Raw genomic sequence first — 15,497 nt, forward strand, 5'->3', positions numbered from 1 at the left:
CTCATGTACAGGAGTGGTGCACTCTTCTTCACGTCACTCATGTACATGAGTGACGGAGTTCAGCATCTGTAGAGGAGTGTTCTGCTGTGCGTCAGATCCCCGTTGACACCTCCGCCGCGACCGTGATGGTTGCTAAGACCCCGCAGCCCAAGGTGCGTGACCGCCGTACCGGCGAGATCGCCACCGACGCCGAGACCGGCGCGAAGCTGATGACCGTGGACGTGATGTTCGCGGCCAACGACGAAGTCGAGATCCTGTCCGTCACCGTCCCGGAGACCGGCATCTCCGGTGACCTGACCATGGGCACCCCGGCCGCGCTCACGGGGCTGGTCGCCCGGCCGTGGGAGAACGAGTTCAACGGCCAGAAGCGTCACGGCATCGCCTTCCGCGCGGTCGCCGTCACCTCGCTGGCCACCACGGACACGGGCTCGAAGGCGGCCTGAGCCATGACGTGGCCGACGGTCTTACTGCTGGTGGTCGTCGCCGCTGCGGGTCTCCTGCGGTGGCGGCGTCCCGCCTGGTACTGGATGACCTTCGGGGTCACCCTCGCTGCCGTGCGCGTCCTGGTCCGCTACGCCTCCGTCATGGAGGCCTGCGGGCTGACGGTCCCGCCCTCGCGCTGGCGCCTCATGCTGGCCCGGATGGCCAACCGCCCGGCGCCGGAGTCCCGCGCGCCGCGCATCCTGCGGCTGCGGCCCACCCACACCGGCCTGGTCCTCCGGCTCAAACTCCGCCCGGGACAGGACGCCTTCGACGTCGCCGCCGCCTCTGACCGGCTGCGCCACTCCTTCGGGATGTACGGCGTCACCTCCCGTGAGCTGCGCTCCGGTGTGGTCGAGATCCGGATGACCGGCTACGACGTGCTCAAGCGGGTGCAGATGCCGGCCAAGACCGACACCCGGCCGATGCGTGTTCCGGTCGCGTTGCGGGAGGACGGCTCGGTGCACTACCGCGACTACCGCGCCGTCCCGCACGGTCTGACCCTCGGCGCTACGGAGTCCGGCAAGTCCGTCTATCAGCGCAACCTCGTCGCCGGGCTCGCCCCGCACCACGTTGCGCTGGTCGGCATCGACTGCAAGCAAGGGGTCGAGCTGTTCCCGCTGGCCCGTCGGTTCTCCGCGCTTGCCGACAACCCGGACACCGCGCTGGAGCTGCTGGAGGCGCTGGTGTCCCACATGCAGGACGTCTACCAGCTCATCCGAGCCGAGCAGCGGATCAGCGTCGCTGTGCCGGATGCGGAGATCGCCGCCGATATCTGGGACCTGCCCGAGGACCTGCGGCCGGTGCCGGTCGTCGTCCTGGTCGACGAGGTCGCCGAACTCGCGCTCTTCGCCAGCAAGGAGGAAGAGAAGCGCCGGGACCGGATCATCACCGCCTTGGTCCGCCTCGCTCAGCTCGGCCGCGCGGCCGGCGTCTACCTGGAGATCTGCGGGCAGCGCTTCGGCTCCGAACTCGGCAAGGGCATCACCATGCTCCGCGCCCAGCTCACCGGCCGCACCGCCCACCGCGTCAACGACGAGACGTCCGCGAACATGGCCTTCGGCGACATCGCCCCGGACGCCGTCCTCGCCGCCATCCAGATCCCCGCCGAGACACGCGGCATCGCCATCGCCGGGGACTCCACCGGCGGCTGGCACCGCATCCGCGCCCCGCACACCACGCTGCGCCAGGCCGTGAAGGTCTGCAACAAGCACGCTGACCGCACCCCCGTGCTGCCCGCCCTGGCGCCCTTCCGGCCCGCGGTCGCTCCGCTGCCCTCGGCCCGCGTGCCGCTGTCCAAGACAGCCCCCGCCACCGCCTGACCCCACTCCCTTTCATGGTCGGCGCGACCGTCCCGCGCCGGGTCCTTACCCCCGCCATGCCTGATCACAGGAAGGAGCCGTGATGGCCCGCCCCGCTCTCCGTATCGACGCCGTACTCGTTCAGGCCGTCATTGCCGGGGCGCTGTCTTTCGCCCACTTGCACGACCTCGCCGCCGCTGCCGGACAGACCGGCTGGAAGGCCTGGGCCTATCCCGTCTCGGTCGATCTGCTCCTGGTCGCCGCCTGGCGACGGCTGCGGGCCGATGGGCCGTCCCGGCTGGCCTGGTGCTGGTTCCTCATCGCCCTGGTGGCCTCGCTCGGTGCCAACGTCGCCACCGCCGGGCTCCTCGACCTGGGCGACGTCCCGCCTTGGCTACGCATCCTCGTCGCGGCCTGGCCCGCCCTGGCCTTCATGGGCGGCACCCTCCTCGCCCACTCGCCCGCGGACCCCGCCCCGGCTCCGCCGGCACCCTCCGTCCCGGCTCCGGACTCCGTGCCCGAAACGGCCGCCGCTGAGCCGGGCCCGGCGCCTGAACCCCCCATCACCCCGCAGATCGAGGGCGCCCCCGCTCTGCCCACAGCCGTGCCGGTCCCGGCCGCGCTCGTGGACCACGCCCGCAAAGTCGCCGACGACCACCACGCCCGTACCGGCGCCCCGATCGACGCCGACACCCTCCGCGCCCGCCTCGGCGTCCCACCGCATCTCGCCGATGCCATCGCCGCCCAACTCACCTGACCCGAAAAGGAGACCCGCCGTGATCCGTGACCCGGCCGACCTCACGAGCGCCGACTACCTCGACGGGGCCCGCGAGATGGCCGCCGCGAACCGGCCCTACCTCGCTCACCTGCTCGCCGAGGAAGCCGCCCAGCGCACCACCGACTCCGCCACTGCCGCCGGTATCCGCGCCACCTACCCCGACCCGACCGCCACCCGAGAGGAGACCGGCTGACATGCCCGCCCGCGACTTCTTCCACTCCGTCATGCGGATCGGCCCCGTGCAGATCGGCACTCACCGCGACCGCCGGGGCCAGACCAAACACGCCGCCGTGTGCACCAACGACCGCTGCGGCTGGTCCGCCGACTACTCCAGCCAGTCCGCCGCACAGCTCGCCGCCCGCACCCACCGCTGCCGCGTCAGCTAGGAGGCCACCCGATGGACGTCCCGCTCTGGCTCGCGCTCCTCGCCGTCGGCTACCTCGGCGTCAAGCTCATCCGCCCGCCCTGGTGGCTCATCGCCGTACTCCTCCTCGGCGGCTACCTCCTCGCCGACAGCGTGCTCGCCCCCGTCGTCAACGGCTTCGTCAAGTAGCACGACCCGAAGGGAGAACACCGATGCTCCGCCCGAAGATCCCGACCAACCCCAAGCCCACCGGCCACATCACGCCGCCCGTAGTCGTGGAGCCGACCGCCGTCGTACCGAGTGCGCAGGTCCCGCCCCCTGCTCCGGTCGCTGCCACGCCGTCCCGGCCCACGGTGCAGCTCACCCCCGGCACCGCCCTCGCCCTCGTCGGCGGCGGAACGGCCGTCGTCCTGGTCGTCGGCGCCGTTCTCGTCTCCATGCTCCTGGCCGCCGCCATCACCGGCGCCTCGGTCGCCGTCTGCGCCCTGGTGATCCGCTCCCTCGTCCACGCCGACGCCAAGCGACGCTGACCGGCCCCCGGGCGGCCTCGATACCGCCAAGCATCCGCCGCCCGGGCGCCGTCCCCAACCGATCTCACAACCGGAAGGAAGCACCCAGCATGGCGCACCGCGCCCCGACCGCGCATGCCCCGCTGCTCGACCCGACCACCCTCGGCGACCTCCTCCGCGTCGCCTCGGCCCCCGACTACACCCGATGGGAAGACCAGATTCGCCGCACCGGCGGCTGCTCCGACCCCATCCACCTCACCGGCTGGGCCCTCCACAAGGACAAGACCACCGGCGAGACCCTGCACCACTACACGACCGCCGTTGAGCCCGGCGGACGCCTCCGCCTCGCCTGCGGCAACCGCCGCGCCTCCCGCTGCCCCTCCTGCGCCTGGACCTACGCGGGCGACACCTACCACCTCATCCGCGCTGGCCTGGCCGGAGACGACCGCCGAGACGTCCCCGCCACGGTCCGGGACCACCCGCGCGCGTTCGCCACGCTCACCGCTCCCTCCTTCGGCCCGGTCCACAACCGACCCGACCACGGCACCTGCCGCTGCGGCACCCAACACGCCCCGGACGCCTCAGAACTGGGCACCGCCCTCGCCCCCGCTACGTACGACTACGCGGGCGCCGTCCTGTTCAACAACCACGCCGGACAGCTCTGGCAGCGCTTCACCACCCGCCTGCGCCGCGAACTCGCCGCCCGCGCCGGCCTCACCCGCCGAGAACTCGCCGACCGCCTCCGCGTCTCCTACGGCAAGGTCGCCGAATTCCAGAAGCGCGGCGCCCTGCACTTCCACGCAGTGATCCGGCTCGACGGACCGGACGGACCCGGAACGCCCCCGCCTGCCTGGGCAACGGTCGGCCTCCTCGCCGACGCCATCCATGCCGCCGCAGCGCACTCCTACACCTCCGTCTCCGTCCCGGCCGCCGGGGACCAACCGGCCCGGTCCTTCCGCTGGGGCACACAGCTCGACGTCCGGCCGGTAAAGGCGTTCGGCGACGGCTCCGACATCACCGAACAGGCCGTCGCCTCCTACGTCGCCAAGTACTCCACCAAAGCTGCCGAGAACACCGGCACCCTCGACCGCCGTATCGGCGAACTCTCCGAACTCGACCGCCACCACGTCCCCGACCACACCCGCCGACTCATCACCGCCTGCCGCGACCTGGACCGCCTCTACCCGGACCGGCGGCTGTGGGCCTGGGCTCACATGCTCGGCTTCCGCGGCCACTTCTCCTCCAAATCCCGCCGCTACTCCACCACCCTCGGCGCCCTCCGCCAGACACGCGCCGACTACCGCGCCGCCCAGGACCACGCCGCCCTCGCCCTGGACGACCGCGAGCCGGACACTGTCCTCGTCCTCACCGACTGGCAGTACGCCGGACACGGCCACAGCCCGGGTGAATCCGCCCTCGCCGCCACCATCGCCCGGGACCTACAGCTCAACCGAGAAACCGCACGCGAAGCCCTGCGCGACCAACTCGCCAACGAAGGGAAGTGCTGACCATGCCCTCAGAGCTGCCGCCCCGGTTCCTGACCCCTGAGGACCTGGTCGAGATGTTCGAGCTGCCCAGCGTCGAGACGGTCTACCAGTGGCGACGCAAGCGCACCGGTCCCCGCGGCTTCCGCGTCGGTCGGCACCTCCGCTTCGACCCGAACGACGTGCGGTGCTGGGTCGACTCGCAGCTTGGGGAGGCTGCCTGATGGCCGGCCACATCCAGGACCGCTGGTATCGGACTGAGGTAGGCGCAGACGGCAAGACTCGCAGGGTCAAGACCGACCGCCACGGATCGGGCATGCGCTACCGGGCCCGCTACATCGGACCCGACGGCACCGAGAAGTCCAAGAGCTTCCCGGACAAGCAGAAGCGCTTGGCTGACGCCTGGCTGACCAACATCGAAGCCGACATGGCGCGCGGGCAGTACATCGACCCGCGGGCGGCCCGTGTCACTTTCCGCGAGTACGCGGACCGCTGGCTCGCCGCGCTTACAACCGACCTCACGAGCCGGGCCGCCGTCGAAGGCAGGCTGCGCCTCCATGCCCTGCCGTATCTCGGCACACGCCCGATCGGATCGTTCCAGCCCGAGCACATCCGCGACTGGAACCGCCAGCTTGAAGACGCCGTGGCGTCTGCCCAGTACCGGCGGCTCATCTTCGACGCGGTGTCCTCCGTGCTCAATGCGGCCGTGGATGACCGTCTCCTGGCCTCGAACCCCTGCCGGGCCCGATCGGTCAAGGCACCTCGTCCCGTGCCGTCACGCGTCCATCCCTGGTCCGCTGAGCAGGTCTTCGGCGTACGGGCCGGCCTCCCCGAGCGATACCGGGCCATGGTTGACCTGGGCGCCGGATGCGGACTCCGACAGGGGGAGATCTTTGGTCTAGCGGTCGACAACATCGGCGACCTCGGCTGGCTCTACGTCCACCAGCAGGTCAAGAAGGTACGCGGCACACTCGTCTTCGCCCCGCCGAAGCGAGGCAAGCTCCGTGACGTCCCCCTCGACCCGGAGGTGTCGACTGCGCTCCGCGAGCACATGGCGGCTTTCCCGCCCGTGGACGTCACCTTGCCCTGGCTGACCCCGACCGGTCCCAAGGTCACTCACCGGCTCCTGTTCACCAGCGGTATCGGCTCAGCCATCTGGAGCCAGGCGTTCAACGACCAGTCCTGGAAGCCCGCGCTCGCGTCCGCCGGCATCATCCCGACCCCCCGGAAGGGGGAGCGCTATGCCGCCGCTCGCGAGCACGGCATGCACGCGCTCCGGCACTTCTACGCCTCGGTCCTCCTGGACGCCGGGGAGAGCATCAAGGCCCTGAGCCTCTACCTCGGCCACAGCGACCCGGGGTTCACCCTCCGGGTCTACACGCACCTGATGCCGTCCAGTGAGACGCGGACCCGGAAAGCCATCTCCGCGATGTACCGGGCCGCCGGTCACGCTCACGACGGCCCAGAGACGGCCCAGGCTGCCTGAGACGGCCCCTCATCGGCGAGGAAACCGCTGGTGAGGGGCCTTTTCATGCCCTCTCGCGGTAAGTAACACCCCATCTTGCCGCACCGCCACCCCTGGGAGGAAACGCGTTCCCTGCGGGGGCTCTGACCTGGCCTTCCCGGGCGCCGCCCGATCCTCACCCGTCACTGTCGGCCGCCACCGGTCAGCCTCGGGCACCCTCGCACGCCCAGGGACGGCCCAGCGGAGTTCAGCGCCATGGACCGCCTCTGGGTCGACGCCAGCCACCCCGGTACATGAGGTTCTCTTACGCGCTGTCGGCCGGGACCGGCGACGACGGCTCCTTGGGGCGGGGGCCCGTCGTCACCGTTCGTTCCTTCGGCGGAGGAACAGCAGGACCGCGCCGCCGATCAAGACCAGGCCGATGGCCGCGCCGCCGATCAGGGGCGTCACTCCGGAGCTGCCGGTGTCGGCGAGGTTGGTATTCGGGGTGGGGGTGACGACCCTGGTGGGGGCCGGTTCGCCGAGGGGGCGGGTGGTGTCGGCCAGTGCGGCGCTTCGGGTGCGGCAGTCGAGTACGCCCGTGAAGCGCTGCTCGAAGCCGGCCGGGCCGCGGACGGTGAAGTCGTAGGCGCGGTCCTCCGGCAGCGGGACCGTCATCGTGCGGGTCTCGCCGGGCGCGACGGTGTACTCGGTGTCCAGGAGTTCGAAGGTGAAGGGTTCGTCGCCCTTGTTGAGCGCGGTGATGTCCAGCGCGCCCTCGGCGCAGTTCTTCGTCGCGGACAGGGCGGGTATCGCGCCCTGGTCGGCCCAGGTGGCGGTGGCCGTCGCCGCGACCGTGGACTCGCTGGAGCCGGCCAGGATCTGGGTCTGGCTGCGGCTCTCGGAGGCGAAGGCGCGACCGACCGGCACGGTGGTCGAGGCCTGGACCGCCAGCTCGGCGGTGCCCGCCGCCGCGTCCTTGGGCACGTCGAAGAAGATCTGGGCGCCGCTGGTGACGGAGGTGACCGGCTCACCCTTCTCGTCCACGATCCGCACCCCGCCAGCGGTGGCGTCCACCGGGGGTGTCACCGTCGCCCCGCCGGCGTTGGTGCGCACCGTCACCGGGCCGAGCCGCTCACCGGGGCGGCCCGAGACCGCGGGCGGGTCCAGGGTGAGCGATGCCGCGGGCTCCGCGAGATCGCGGGCGTTCTTCTCCAGGTAGTCGGCGAGCCGCTCGGCCTGGGGGTCGACGGCATCGACGTCGGTGTCGTCCGAGTAGCGCCAGATGGCCACCTGCGTGCCGGCCGCCGCGTCCTGCTCGGTGAGCCCGCCGCGGACTCCCGCCTTCTTCGCGAGCGCGGCGAGGTCGTTGACCTGGGGGTAGGAGTTCCGCAGGATCCAGCGGATGCGGCCGGCGTCCTTGTTGGTGCCCAGTGACGTGCCGCTCCACGGGGTCTCGTGGTACTTGGCGTCCTTCTGCGTCGGGTTCTGGATGTCGACGCAGTACGTCTGCAGCATGCCGCCGCCCTCGACGGACATCTCGAACAGGCCGGCCGGCACCTCCTGGTCGCCGCCCTCCCCGTGGATGACCGCGGTGCCGTGCGTCTTGAGGCCGCCTATGGTGGCCGTCGCCCCGCCCTGCCCCTGCGCCGCCGCGTCCTGGGCGGCGGCTGCCGGGCCGACACCGGTCACCACGCCCGCGACGGCGAGCGCGGACACCAGTGCCGCGGTGGCGCGGCGCGCCGCCCCTCGGCCGGGCAGGGACAGCGCGGTGAGCGAAGAAAACACCAATTTCCCCTTCGAGCAGGACCCGTTGGCGTGGGGGGCACGGTCCTACCAGCAGAATCACCAGCCCCACAGGGCTCGTTCGGCATCCTAAGTACCTGACACACCGTGCTTGCCGGTGATGTTCGTCCCCGCGGTGATCCGACTCGGAATCGTTATCGCCGACAGGGCAGGTGAGCAGGGCTTATCGACAAATCCACCCTGCGGCGCGCGGGGCGCATTCGCCGATAAGCCGCACTTCGGTCAGTTCCGGCGGGCCGTCGGAGTCATGCCACCGCGGCGGCGGGCTCCGGCCGCTGTCCGGTGGGGTCCGCGTCGCCCGACTCCCCTGCCGGCGTCTCCCAGTTGGGCTCCGGCTGCGGCGGAGAGGCCGCCGTCTCCGCCCTCCCGGTGCGCCGGAACGCCGCCGTGCCGCGCGCCAGGTCGTGACCGATCGCCACCGCGTCGATGTCGGCAGAGGTCCAGTTCTGCCCCTCGCGCACGTCCGTGCGCACCTTCAACCGGCCCTGCACGATGACGGGTTCGCCCACCGCCAAGGACGCCGAAGCGTTGGCGGCGAGCTGCCGGTTGGCCCACACCGTGAAGAAGTTGGTGTGGCCGTCGGTCCACGCGCTCTTCTCCCGGTCCCAGTAGCGCGCGGTGACCGCCAGCCGGAACCGCGCCGACGGTCCGTTCGCCAGGTTCCGGAACACCGGCTGCGTGGCCACGTTGCCCACGGCGCAGATCATCGTCTCGTTCATCGCGAGTCCTCCCTCCCGTACGGGCGCGTCCCGTACGGCTGTGTCCGGCGCGGCCGGCGTCGCGTTCCCGTACGCCGCCGCTGCCGCGACGACCGCGTCCGTCACGATCGCCGCGAGGCCAGACTGCCTCCGTCCGGACCGGCCCGCTGCGGCCTGTGGACCGTCCCGGCGCCTGTGGAGAACTCCGTCACCCCAGCGAGTGCGAGCCACGGGCGGCAACCGCAACCGCTACCGCCACGGCAACGGCAACGGCAACGGCAACGGCAACGGCAACGGCAACGACGTCCACAGCCCGAGCCGTGACCCCCCGGCCCCCACCCGTCCACCTCGCCTACCTCGCCGCGGCGCCCGCCCCCGTGACCCGCCCGTACTGCTCCCGCACCTCCCGGTACCGCAGCAGCTCCGCCGCCAGCGGATCCAGCACCCTGGCCCGGCCGCACCCCGCGGCCGCCTCCCGCAACAGGCGTTCTGCCTCGTGACCGTAGCGCCGTGCCGGTCCGCGTGCCGCGATGCGGCAGCTCCATTCGATGAGGGGGCCGCCGATGATCCCGGACAGCATCAACAGCACCGGCACGCCCAGGTTGGGCGGCACGAAACCGATGATCTGGGCCAGCAGCCACAGGCCGCCCACCACCTGCAGCAGGGTCATGGACGCCTGGGCCAGCACGGCCACCGGCCACCAGCCCGGCCGCGGCGGACGCCCCGGCGGCAGCCCCGTGCGCACCGCCAGCTCGTCGAGGGCCTCGGGCAGCCCCTGGGCGCCGCGGACGGCCGCCTCGCGCACCGCCTGCGCCCACGGCGTCGGCAGCCCGGCCGACGCCCGCTCCGACACCGTGCGCACCGCCTGCTCGACGCGCTGACGGGCCGTGGCCTCCTCGTCCGCCTGGGCGCGCAGTGAGAGCCGTCCCGTGGGGGGTTCGCGCCGGTCGTGGTACCAGCGCCACAGCCGCAGCCAGGGCGTGCCGCACGCGCGGTTGGCGTTGCGCAGCCAGGAGCGCTCGGCCGCCTCGCCCGCCGCGGTGGCGCCCACCGCGTCCGCGAGCCGGTCCGCGAACTCCTCCCGCGCCTCCTCGCTGAGCCCGGTCCGCCGCCCGGTGACGTACACCGGACGCAGGCGCCAGGCGGCGGCGTCCACGTCGGCCGCGATGCGGCGCGCCGGGGCCTGCCGCTCGGCGACGAACTGGCCGAGCACTTCGCGCAGTTCGCCGATGCCGTCCCCGGTGAGGGCGGACAGGGCGAGCACGATGGCGCCGGGTTCGCCGTACTCCCCCAGCGCGATGCCGTCCTCGTCGAGCAGCCGCCGCAGGTCGTCGAGGACCTGTTCGGCCGCCTCCCCGGGCAGCCGGTCGACCTGGTTGAGGACGACGAGGGTGACCTCCGCGTGGCCCGCCATCGGCCGCAGATAGCGCTCGTGGAGCACGGCGTCGGCGTACTTCTCCGGGTCCACGACCCAGATGACGGCGTCGACGAGCGCCAGGATGCGGTCCACCTGCTCGCGGTGCTGCACGGCCGCCGAGTCGTGGTCGGGCAGGTCGATCAGGACCAGCCCGCGCAGCGGCGATTCGGCGTCCGGGTGCTGGATCGGGCGGCGGCGCAGCCGGCCGGGGATGCCGAGCCGGTCCAGGAGGCTGGCCGCGCCGTCGCTCCAACTGCACGCGATGGGCGCCGCGGTGGTCGGCCGGCGGACGCCCGTCTCGGAGATCGTGACACCGGCGAGCGTGTTGAACAGCTGCGACTTGCCGCTGCCGGTCGCGCCCGCGATGGCCACCACGGTGTGCTGCCCGGAGAGCCTGCGCCGCGCGGCGGCCTCGTCGAGGACCCGGCCCGCCTCGGCCAGCGTCCCGCTGTCGAGCCGGGTGCGGGAGAGCCCCACCAGCTCGCGCAGCGCGTCCAGCCGCGACCTGAGCTGCCCGTCGTACGCCAGCGGCATCAGGGCCGAGGAACTGGCGGGCCGGCTCGGCACGACGGTGAACTGCTCCGCCCCGCTGTTCTCGTCCACCCGCCGCGCGATCAGCCCGTCACCCCAGGCGCCCTCCGCACCGCCCCCGCCTCCGGACCCGGACCCGGACGGACCGCCGGCCACGTCCTCCGTACGCTCACCGCCTCCCGTACGCTCCGCGCGCTCGTCCCCACGGTCCCGGTCCCGGTCCGTACGGCGGAACGCCCCGCCGTCCCGCACGCGCGCGTGGGAGCCGCGTGCGCGTTCGCTCTCGTCCTTGTCGGCTCCCCGCTCGGGGCCCCGGCCGTCCCCGGAGCCCGTCCGGCCCGTCCGGCCCGTTCGGTCTGCCTGGCCCTTCTGGCCTGCCTCCTCCGTCGTGTGGTCGGTGTGCTCGGTGGGGTCCTGGTCAGTGACGGCGGTCACCGGTCACCTCTCCTTCTGCAGTACGGACAGCGCGGCGATGAGTTCGGCCTGCGGCTCGGGATGCACCTCCAGCCCGTCGAGCGGCGCCAGCCGGCGTTCGCGCTCGACGTGCACGACCCGGTCCACGTACTCGTCGAGCAGCCGCCCGCCCCGGTCGCGCAGCCGCAGCGCGCCGTGGGCGCCGATCCGCTCGGCGAGCCGCTCCCCGGCGATGCGCGCCCGCCGCCCGCCCAGCAGCACGGTGGCGACCAGGGCGGCGACGACCCCTGGGTCCGGTGCCATGCTCCGGTCGAGCTGGCCCACCTCCTCCTCGGCGTACTCCTCCAGCTCCCGCCGCCACCGCCGTACGGCCATCCCGATGCGGTGCTCGGCGCTCTCCGGCGCCGGGTCGCGGTCCGCGAGTTCCGGAGCGGCGGCCGCCGGTTCGCGCTGCCAGGCCTCGTCGACGCGTTCGTCGGCGGCGGTGACGGCGCACAGCAGCAGGGCGCTCAGGCTCTCCACCAGCGAGTCGAGGAGTTCCTCGGGGGAGCAGTCGAGGGGGAAGGCCCGCCACCGCTTCAGCGCGTCCCCGGCGAGCACGGCCCCCGCCTGCAACCGCCCCCGTACGCGCGCGTGCTCGCCGTCGTACGCGCCGTCGACGGCGGCGGTGAGCCGCAGCGCGGCGGCGTACTGGGCGGCGGCGGCGCCGGCCAGTTCGGGCATCCGGGACTTGAGGGAGTCCAGGATGCCGTGCGCCGTACGGGCCATGGCGTGGTGCCGGGCCCCGAGGTCCTGTGCCCGGTGGACGAGCCAGGCCCGCAGCGGCGCCACCGCGCTGGCCGGCAGCAGCCCGCCGCCCCAGGCGGACTCGGGCAGCTCGGGCACGGTGAAGCGGGGCACCTCGCCGAGCCCGGCCTTGGTGAGCAGCGCCCCGTACTGCCGCGACACCTCGGACACCACCTGGTGGGGCACCCGGTCGAGCACGGTGACCAGGGTGGCGTCGTACTCCTTGGCGGTGCGCAGCAGATGCCAGGGGACGGCGTCGGCGTACCGGGCGGCCGTGGTGACCATCACCCAGATGTCGGCGGCGCAGATCAGCTCGGCGGCCAGTACGCGGTTGTCGGCGACGAGGGAGTCGATGTCGGGCGCGTCCAGGAGGGCGATGCCGGGCGGCAGGGTGTCGGCGGTCTCGACGCGCAGTACGCGCGCGGGGTTCTCGCCCGGCAGGAGCAGGTCGTCGTCCGGTTCCCGGTGGGGCACCCACACGCGCGTGAGGTCGGGCAGCACCCGCATGCCGCTGAACCAGTGGTGATCCTCCGGATGGCACACCAGCACCGGCGTCCGGGTCGTGGGCCGCAGCACCCCCGCCTCGCTGACCCGGCGCCCCACGAGGGAGTTCACCAGCGTGGACTTCCCGGCGCCGGTGGATCCGCCCACGACGGCCAGCAGGGGCGCTTCGGGCTCCTTCAGCCGGGGCACCAAGTAGTCGTCGAGCTGTGCGAGCAGTTCGTCGCGGTTGGCACGCGCGCGTGGGGCCCCCGCCAGGGGCAGCGGGAAGCGTGCGGCCGCGACACGGTCGCGCAGGGCGGAGAGTGCGTCGAGCAACTGAGGCCGTACGTCCAAGGTCACCACATGTGAAGAATGCCCAATTTTAGGGGAATTCTGAAGCATATGAGTATGTCTGCGCGCCGACCAGACACTCCGGACGGAAGGGACTACTGGGACGCGAGGGCAGTCCAGGCATAACGAGTGCACAACACCCGATGCGCGAGACGCCAAAAGCGATGCACGATTCGTACCTGCCTGCGATTATCAGGACCGCTTCACCGAACCTCCACATCGAGCCACGGAGGCGAAGCATCAGGGACATGGAGCCGGGAGCCCTATCCTTGTCCCCGGCACCGTCACGGATCAGCCCACACCCGGGCACCACGACCGAGGCCACCACACCAGGCCCCCGTAGCTCAGTGGATAGAGCAGGCGCCTTCTAAGCGCTTGGCCGCAGGTTCGAGTCCTGCCGGGGGCGCCACTGCCCGTTTGGCGGGAGGGACCGGACGACGTGCGACTGCGCTGCGCGGTGCTCGACGACTTCCAGCAGGTGGCGACCGAGATCGCCGACTGGTCCCCGGTCGCGGACGACGTGGACGTCGTGACCTTCGACACTCATTTCGGCGACGAGGACGCCCTCGCCGAGGCGCTCGCCGACGTGGACATCGTGGTCACGCTGCGGGAGCGCGTCTCCTTCCCCGAGTCACTGATCGCCCGGCTGCCCCGGCTGAAACTGATCGTCGCCTCGGGCATGCGCAACAGCGTGATCGACTACGCCGCCGCCGACGCCCACGGCGTCACCGTGTGCGGTACGGCCTCCTCCTCGACCCCGCCCGTCGAACTGACCTGGGCCCTGCTGCTGGGCCTGGCCCGCGGCATCGTCCAGGAGGGCAACGCGCTGCGCGAGGGCGGCCCCTGGCAACAGACGGTGGGCGCCGACCTGCACGGCCGCCGGCTCGGACTGCTGGGCCTGGGCAAGATCGGCGGCCGGGTGGCGCGGGTCGGCCTCGCCTTCGGCATGCGGGTGAGCGCGTGGAGCCGGAACCTCACCGCCGAGCGCGCCGACGAGGTCGGCGTCGAACTCGCCCCCTCCAAGGAGGAGCTGCTCGCGACGGCCGACTTCGTCTCCGTCCACCTGGCCCTCGGCGACCGCACCCGCGGCCTGCTCGGCCCCGCCGAACTGGCCCTGCTCAAGCCGACCGCCTACCTGGTCAACACCTCGCGCGCGGCGATCGTCGACCAGGACGCCCTGCTCGCCGCGCTGCACGAGGGCCGGATCGCGGGTGCGGGCGTGGACGTCTTCGACACCGAACCGCTGCCCGCAGGCCACCCGATGCGCACCGCCCCGCGCCTGCTCGCGACGCCGCACCTCGGCTACGTCTCACGCGCCAACTACGCCACGTACTACGGGCAGGCGGTCGAGGCGGTCCAGGCGTATCTCGCGGGCTCGCCCGTACGCCGTCTACCCGTGCCCCCGGAGCCGGCTCCTGCTCCGGCCCCGGCCCCGGCCCCGGCGTCGGACGCTCAGGCGATCCCCGCCCGGGCGGACTCCGCCGGACGCCAGTAGATTCCGCCGCTCCGGCGCAGGTGGTCGAGGTCCACCAGATGGCGCCGGAGCGTCACATGGTCGACGTCGCCGTCCTCACACCACGGCCGGAGCTTCTCGTCGACGGCGCGCTCCGGGTACTCCACGCCGGGCTCGAAGGTCTGCTCGGCGATGTGCCGCAGCACCACCTTCTTGCGTGTCCAGCGCGCGGGGAGGCGGACCAGCCGCCCGTCCTTGACGAAGGTCCGCACGATCATGCCGGCCGCCCGGTCGTCGTCGCCCGCCCCGGGATTCCCGGCGGCCTCCGCCGCCGGCCGGCCCGCACGGGCCAGGTCCCTGAAGCGGTCATGGGCGACGACGAGTTCACCGCCGTCCCCGTACGTCACCACGCCCTGCTCCCGCAGCCGGCGCAGCGCGGCGGCCGTGTCCTTGGAGGACAGGCCGGCCGTCTCCGCCACCTGTGCGGGACTGCCCGCCCCCAGGGCCACGGCCGCGAAGGCCCGCACCCGGCTCTCCTCGGCGAACAGGCCGGGCAGTGCGGACAGCGCGGACCGCGTCGACTGCGCGGACGGCGCGGACGGCTCCGGCGTTTCCATGGACCGGTCGGGTCGGTCGTTAACCATGCCCGGAGGCTAGTGGACACCCCGGCGCGGAGCGGAGCCTTTTTCCGCCCCCGGACGGCCCCGCTCCACCCTTCTGTTCAAAAAGGGTGATCCTCACATTCCTCCCGTGACCCCTTCGAGACCTGCCGCGTTGGACCGGCAGTGCGGTGGCGCGTCCTGCTGCCGTGCTCCCCGAGTCAGAAGGAGAACGTGATGTCTCGCATCGCGAAGGCCGCCGGTGTCGCGCTCGGCGCCGGTGCCGTAGTCCTCAGCGGCACCGGCCTGGCCATGGCGGACGCGAACGCCGAGGGCGCGGCCATCGGCTCGCCCGGCGTCCTGTCCGGCAACGTCGTCCAGGTCCCGATCCACGTGCCGATCAACCTGTGCGGCAACACCATCAATGTGATCGGCCTGCTCAACCCGGCCTTCGGCAACGCCTGCGTGAACGGCGACGACGACAAGAAGGACGAGAGCGACAAGCACGGCGAGGACGGCAAGAACGGCGGCTACGGCGGCTGAGTCCCGTGAACACCAGGAGAGCCCCGGCCTACCCGGCCGGGGCTCTCCCCATGTCC

The 15,497-nt window shown here is 72.5% G+C and carries 16 protein-coding genes, 1 tRNA gene and 1 pseudogene; 13 read left to right on the forward strand and 5 right to left on the reverse strand.

From position 1 onward, the window contains the following. The first annotated feature begins 86 nt into the window (after nt 1–86). The 10 genes from ACFW48_RS02365 (at nt 87) to ACFW48_RS02410 (ending at nt 6,402) form a co-directional block, all read left to right on the forward strand. A complete protein-coding gene (locus tag ACFW48_RS02365) occupies nt 87–443 on the forward strand; it encodes a hypothetical protein (protein WP_011028865.1) in 357 nt (118 codons plus the stop codon). Nucleotides 444–446: 3 nt separating this feature from the next. Then, a complete protein-coding gene (locus ACFW48_RS02370; RefSeq protein WP_386309633.1) occupies nt 447–1,802 on the forward strand; it encodes an FtsK/SpoIIIE domain-containing protein in 1,356 nt (451 codons plus the stop codon). Nucleotides 1,803–1,884: 82 nt separating this feature from the next. Then, nucleotides 1,885–2,538 (forward strand): DUF2637 domain-containing protein, encoded by a 654-nt coding sequence (locus ACFW48_RS02375; protein ID WP_386309635.1) that lies wholly within the window; start codon nt 1,885–1,887, stop codon nt 2,536–2,538. 19 nt (nt 2,539–2,557) lie between these two features. After that, entirely contained in the window at nt 2,558–2,752 is a 195-nt protein-coding gene (locus tag ACFW48_RS02380) for a hypothetical protein (RefSeq protein WP_386309636.1), read from the forward strand. 1 nt (nt 2,753) lies between these two features. Continuing rightward, nucleotides 2,754–2,945 (forward strand): mobile element transfer protein, encoded by a 192-nt coding sequence (locus ACFW48_RS02385; RefSeq protein ID WP_007388789.1) that lies wholly within the window; start codon nt 2,754–2,756, stop codon nt 2,943–2,945. An 11-nt stretch (nt 2,946–2,956) separates the two neighbouring features. After that, nucleotides 2,957–3,112, forward strand: coding sequence for a hypothetical protein (locus ACFW48_RS02390; RefSeq protein WP_386309638.1), 156 nt, complete (start codon nt 2,957–2,959; stop codon nt 3,110–3,112). Between the two features lie 23 nt (nt 3,113–3,135). After that, entirely contained in the window at nt 3,136–3,453 is a 318-nt protein-coding gene (locus ACFW48_RS02395) for a SpdD-like protein (protein WP_386309640.1), read from the forward strand. An 89-nt stretch (nt 3,454–3,542) separates the two neighbouring features. Continuing rightward, the gene (gene repSA / locus ACFW48_RS02400) at nt 3,543–4,940 is read left to right on the forward strand and encodes a replication initiator protein RepSA (RefSeq protein ID WP_386309643.1); all 1,398 of its coding nucleotides are present in this window, start codon (nt 3,543–3,545) and stop codon (nt 4,938–4,940) included. 2 nt (nt 4,941–4,942) lie between these two features. Continuing rightward, nucleotides 4,943–5,140 carry a helix-turn-helix domain-containing protein gene (locus ACFW48_RS02405; protein ID WP_362095023.1) on the forward strand — a complete coding sequence of 66 codons (198 nt, stop codon included), beginning with the start codon at nt 4,943–4,945 and terminating at the stop codon, nt 5,138–5,140. Beyond that, nucleotides 5,140–6,402, forward strand: coding sequence for a tyrosine-type recombinase/integrase (locus tag ACFW48_RS02410; RefSeq protein ID WP_386309646.1), 1,263 nt, complete (start codon nt 5,140–5,142; stop codon nt 6,400–6,402). Before ACFW48_RS02405 ends, ACFW48_RS02410 begins: the two co-directional genes overlap by 1 nt. Nucleotides 6,403–6,741: 339 nt before the next feature. Here the strand turns inward: ACFW48_RS02410 and ACFW48_RS02415 are convergent, their stop codons facing one another. From ACFW48_RS02415 to ACFW48_RS02430, 4 genes are all read right to left on the reverse strand, one after another. Next, nucleotides 6,742–8,148 carry a Cys-Gln thioester bond-forming surface protein gene (locus tag ACFW48_RS02415; RefSeq protein WP_386309648.1) on the reverse strand — a complete coding sequence of 469 codons (1,407 nt, stop codon included), beginning with the start codon at nt 8,146–8,148 and terminating at the stop codon, nt 6,742–6,744. A gap of 263 nt (nt 8,149–8,411) precedes the next feature. Then, nucleotides 8,412–8,885: a single-stranded DNA-binding protein gene (locus ACFW48_RS02420; RefSeq protein WP_386310241.1), complete on the reverse strand. Its 474-nt coding sequence runs from the start codon at nt 8,883–8,885 to the stop codon at nt 8,412–8,414. A 331-nt stretch (nt 8,886–9,216) separates the two neighbouring features. Further along, entirely contained in the window at nt 9,217–11,247 is a 2,031-nt protein-coding gene (locus tag ACFW48_RS02425) for a GTPase (RefSeq protein ID WP_386309650.1), read from the reverse strand. Nucleotides 11,248–11,250: 3 nt separating this feature from the next. Then, the gene (locus ACFW48_RS02430) at nt 11,251–12,858 is read right to left on the reverse strand and encodes a dynamin family protein (RefSeq protein WP_386309652.1); all 1,608 of its coding nucleotides are present in this window, start codon (nt 12,856–12,858) and stop codon (nt 11,251–11,253) included. Between the two features lie 321 nt (nt 12,859–13,179). Between ACFW48_RS02430 and ACFW48_RS02435 the strand changes: the two genes are divergently transcribed. Together ACFW48_RS02435 and ACFW48_RS02440 are read left to right on the forward strand one after the other, a co-directional pair. Then, nucleotides 13,180–13,255 (forward strand) — tRNA-Arg (locus tag ACFW48_RS02435). A 30-nt stretch (nt 13,256–13,285) separates the two neighbouring features. Then, nucleotides 13,286–14,242: pseudogene (locus ACFW48_RS02440) on the forward strand (D-2-hydroxyacid dehydrogenase family protein); the annotation flags it as partial. Nucleotides 14,243–14,298: 56 nt separating this feature from the next. Here ACFW48_RS02440 and ACFW48_RS02445 read toward each other — a convergent pair. After that, a complete protein-coding gene (locus ACFW48_RS02445) occupies nt 14,299–14,916 on the reverse strand; it encodes a DUF2087 domain-containing protein (protein WP_386310243.1) in 618 nt (205 codons plus the stop codon). 219 nt (nt 14,917–15,135) lie between these two features. Between ACFW48_RS02445 and ACFW48_RS02450 the strand changes: the two genes are divergently transcribed. Continuing rightward, nucleotides 15,136–15,441, forward strand: coding sequence for a chaplin (locus tag ACFW48_RS02450; protein ID WP_386309654.1), 306 nt, complete (start codon nt 15,136–15,138; stop codon nt 15,439–15,441). The last annotated feature ends 56 nt before the right edge of the window (nt 15,442–15,497 follow it).

The sequence above is a fragment of the Streptomyces sp. NPDC058812 genome (assembly GCF_042744565.1).
In the GTDB taxonomy this organism is placed as follows: Bacteria; Actinomycetota; Actinomycetes; order Streptomycetales; family Streptomycetaceae; genus Streptomyces; species Streptomyces thinghirensis.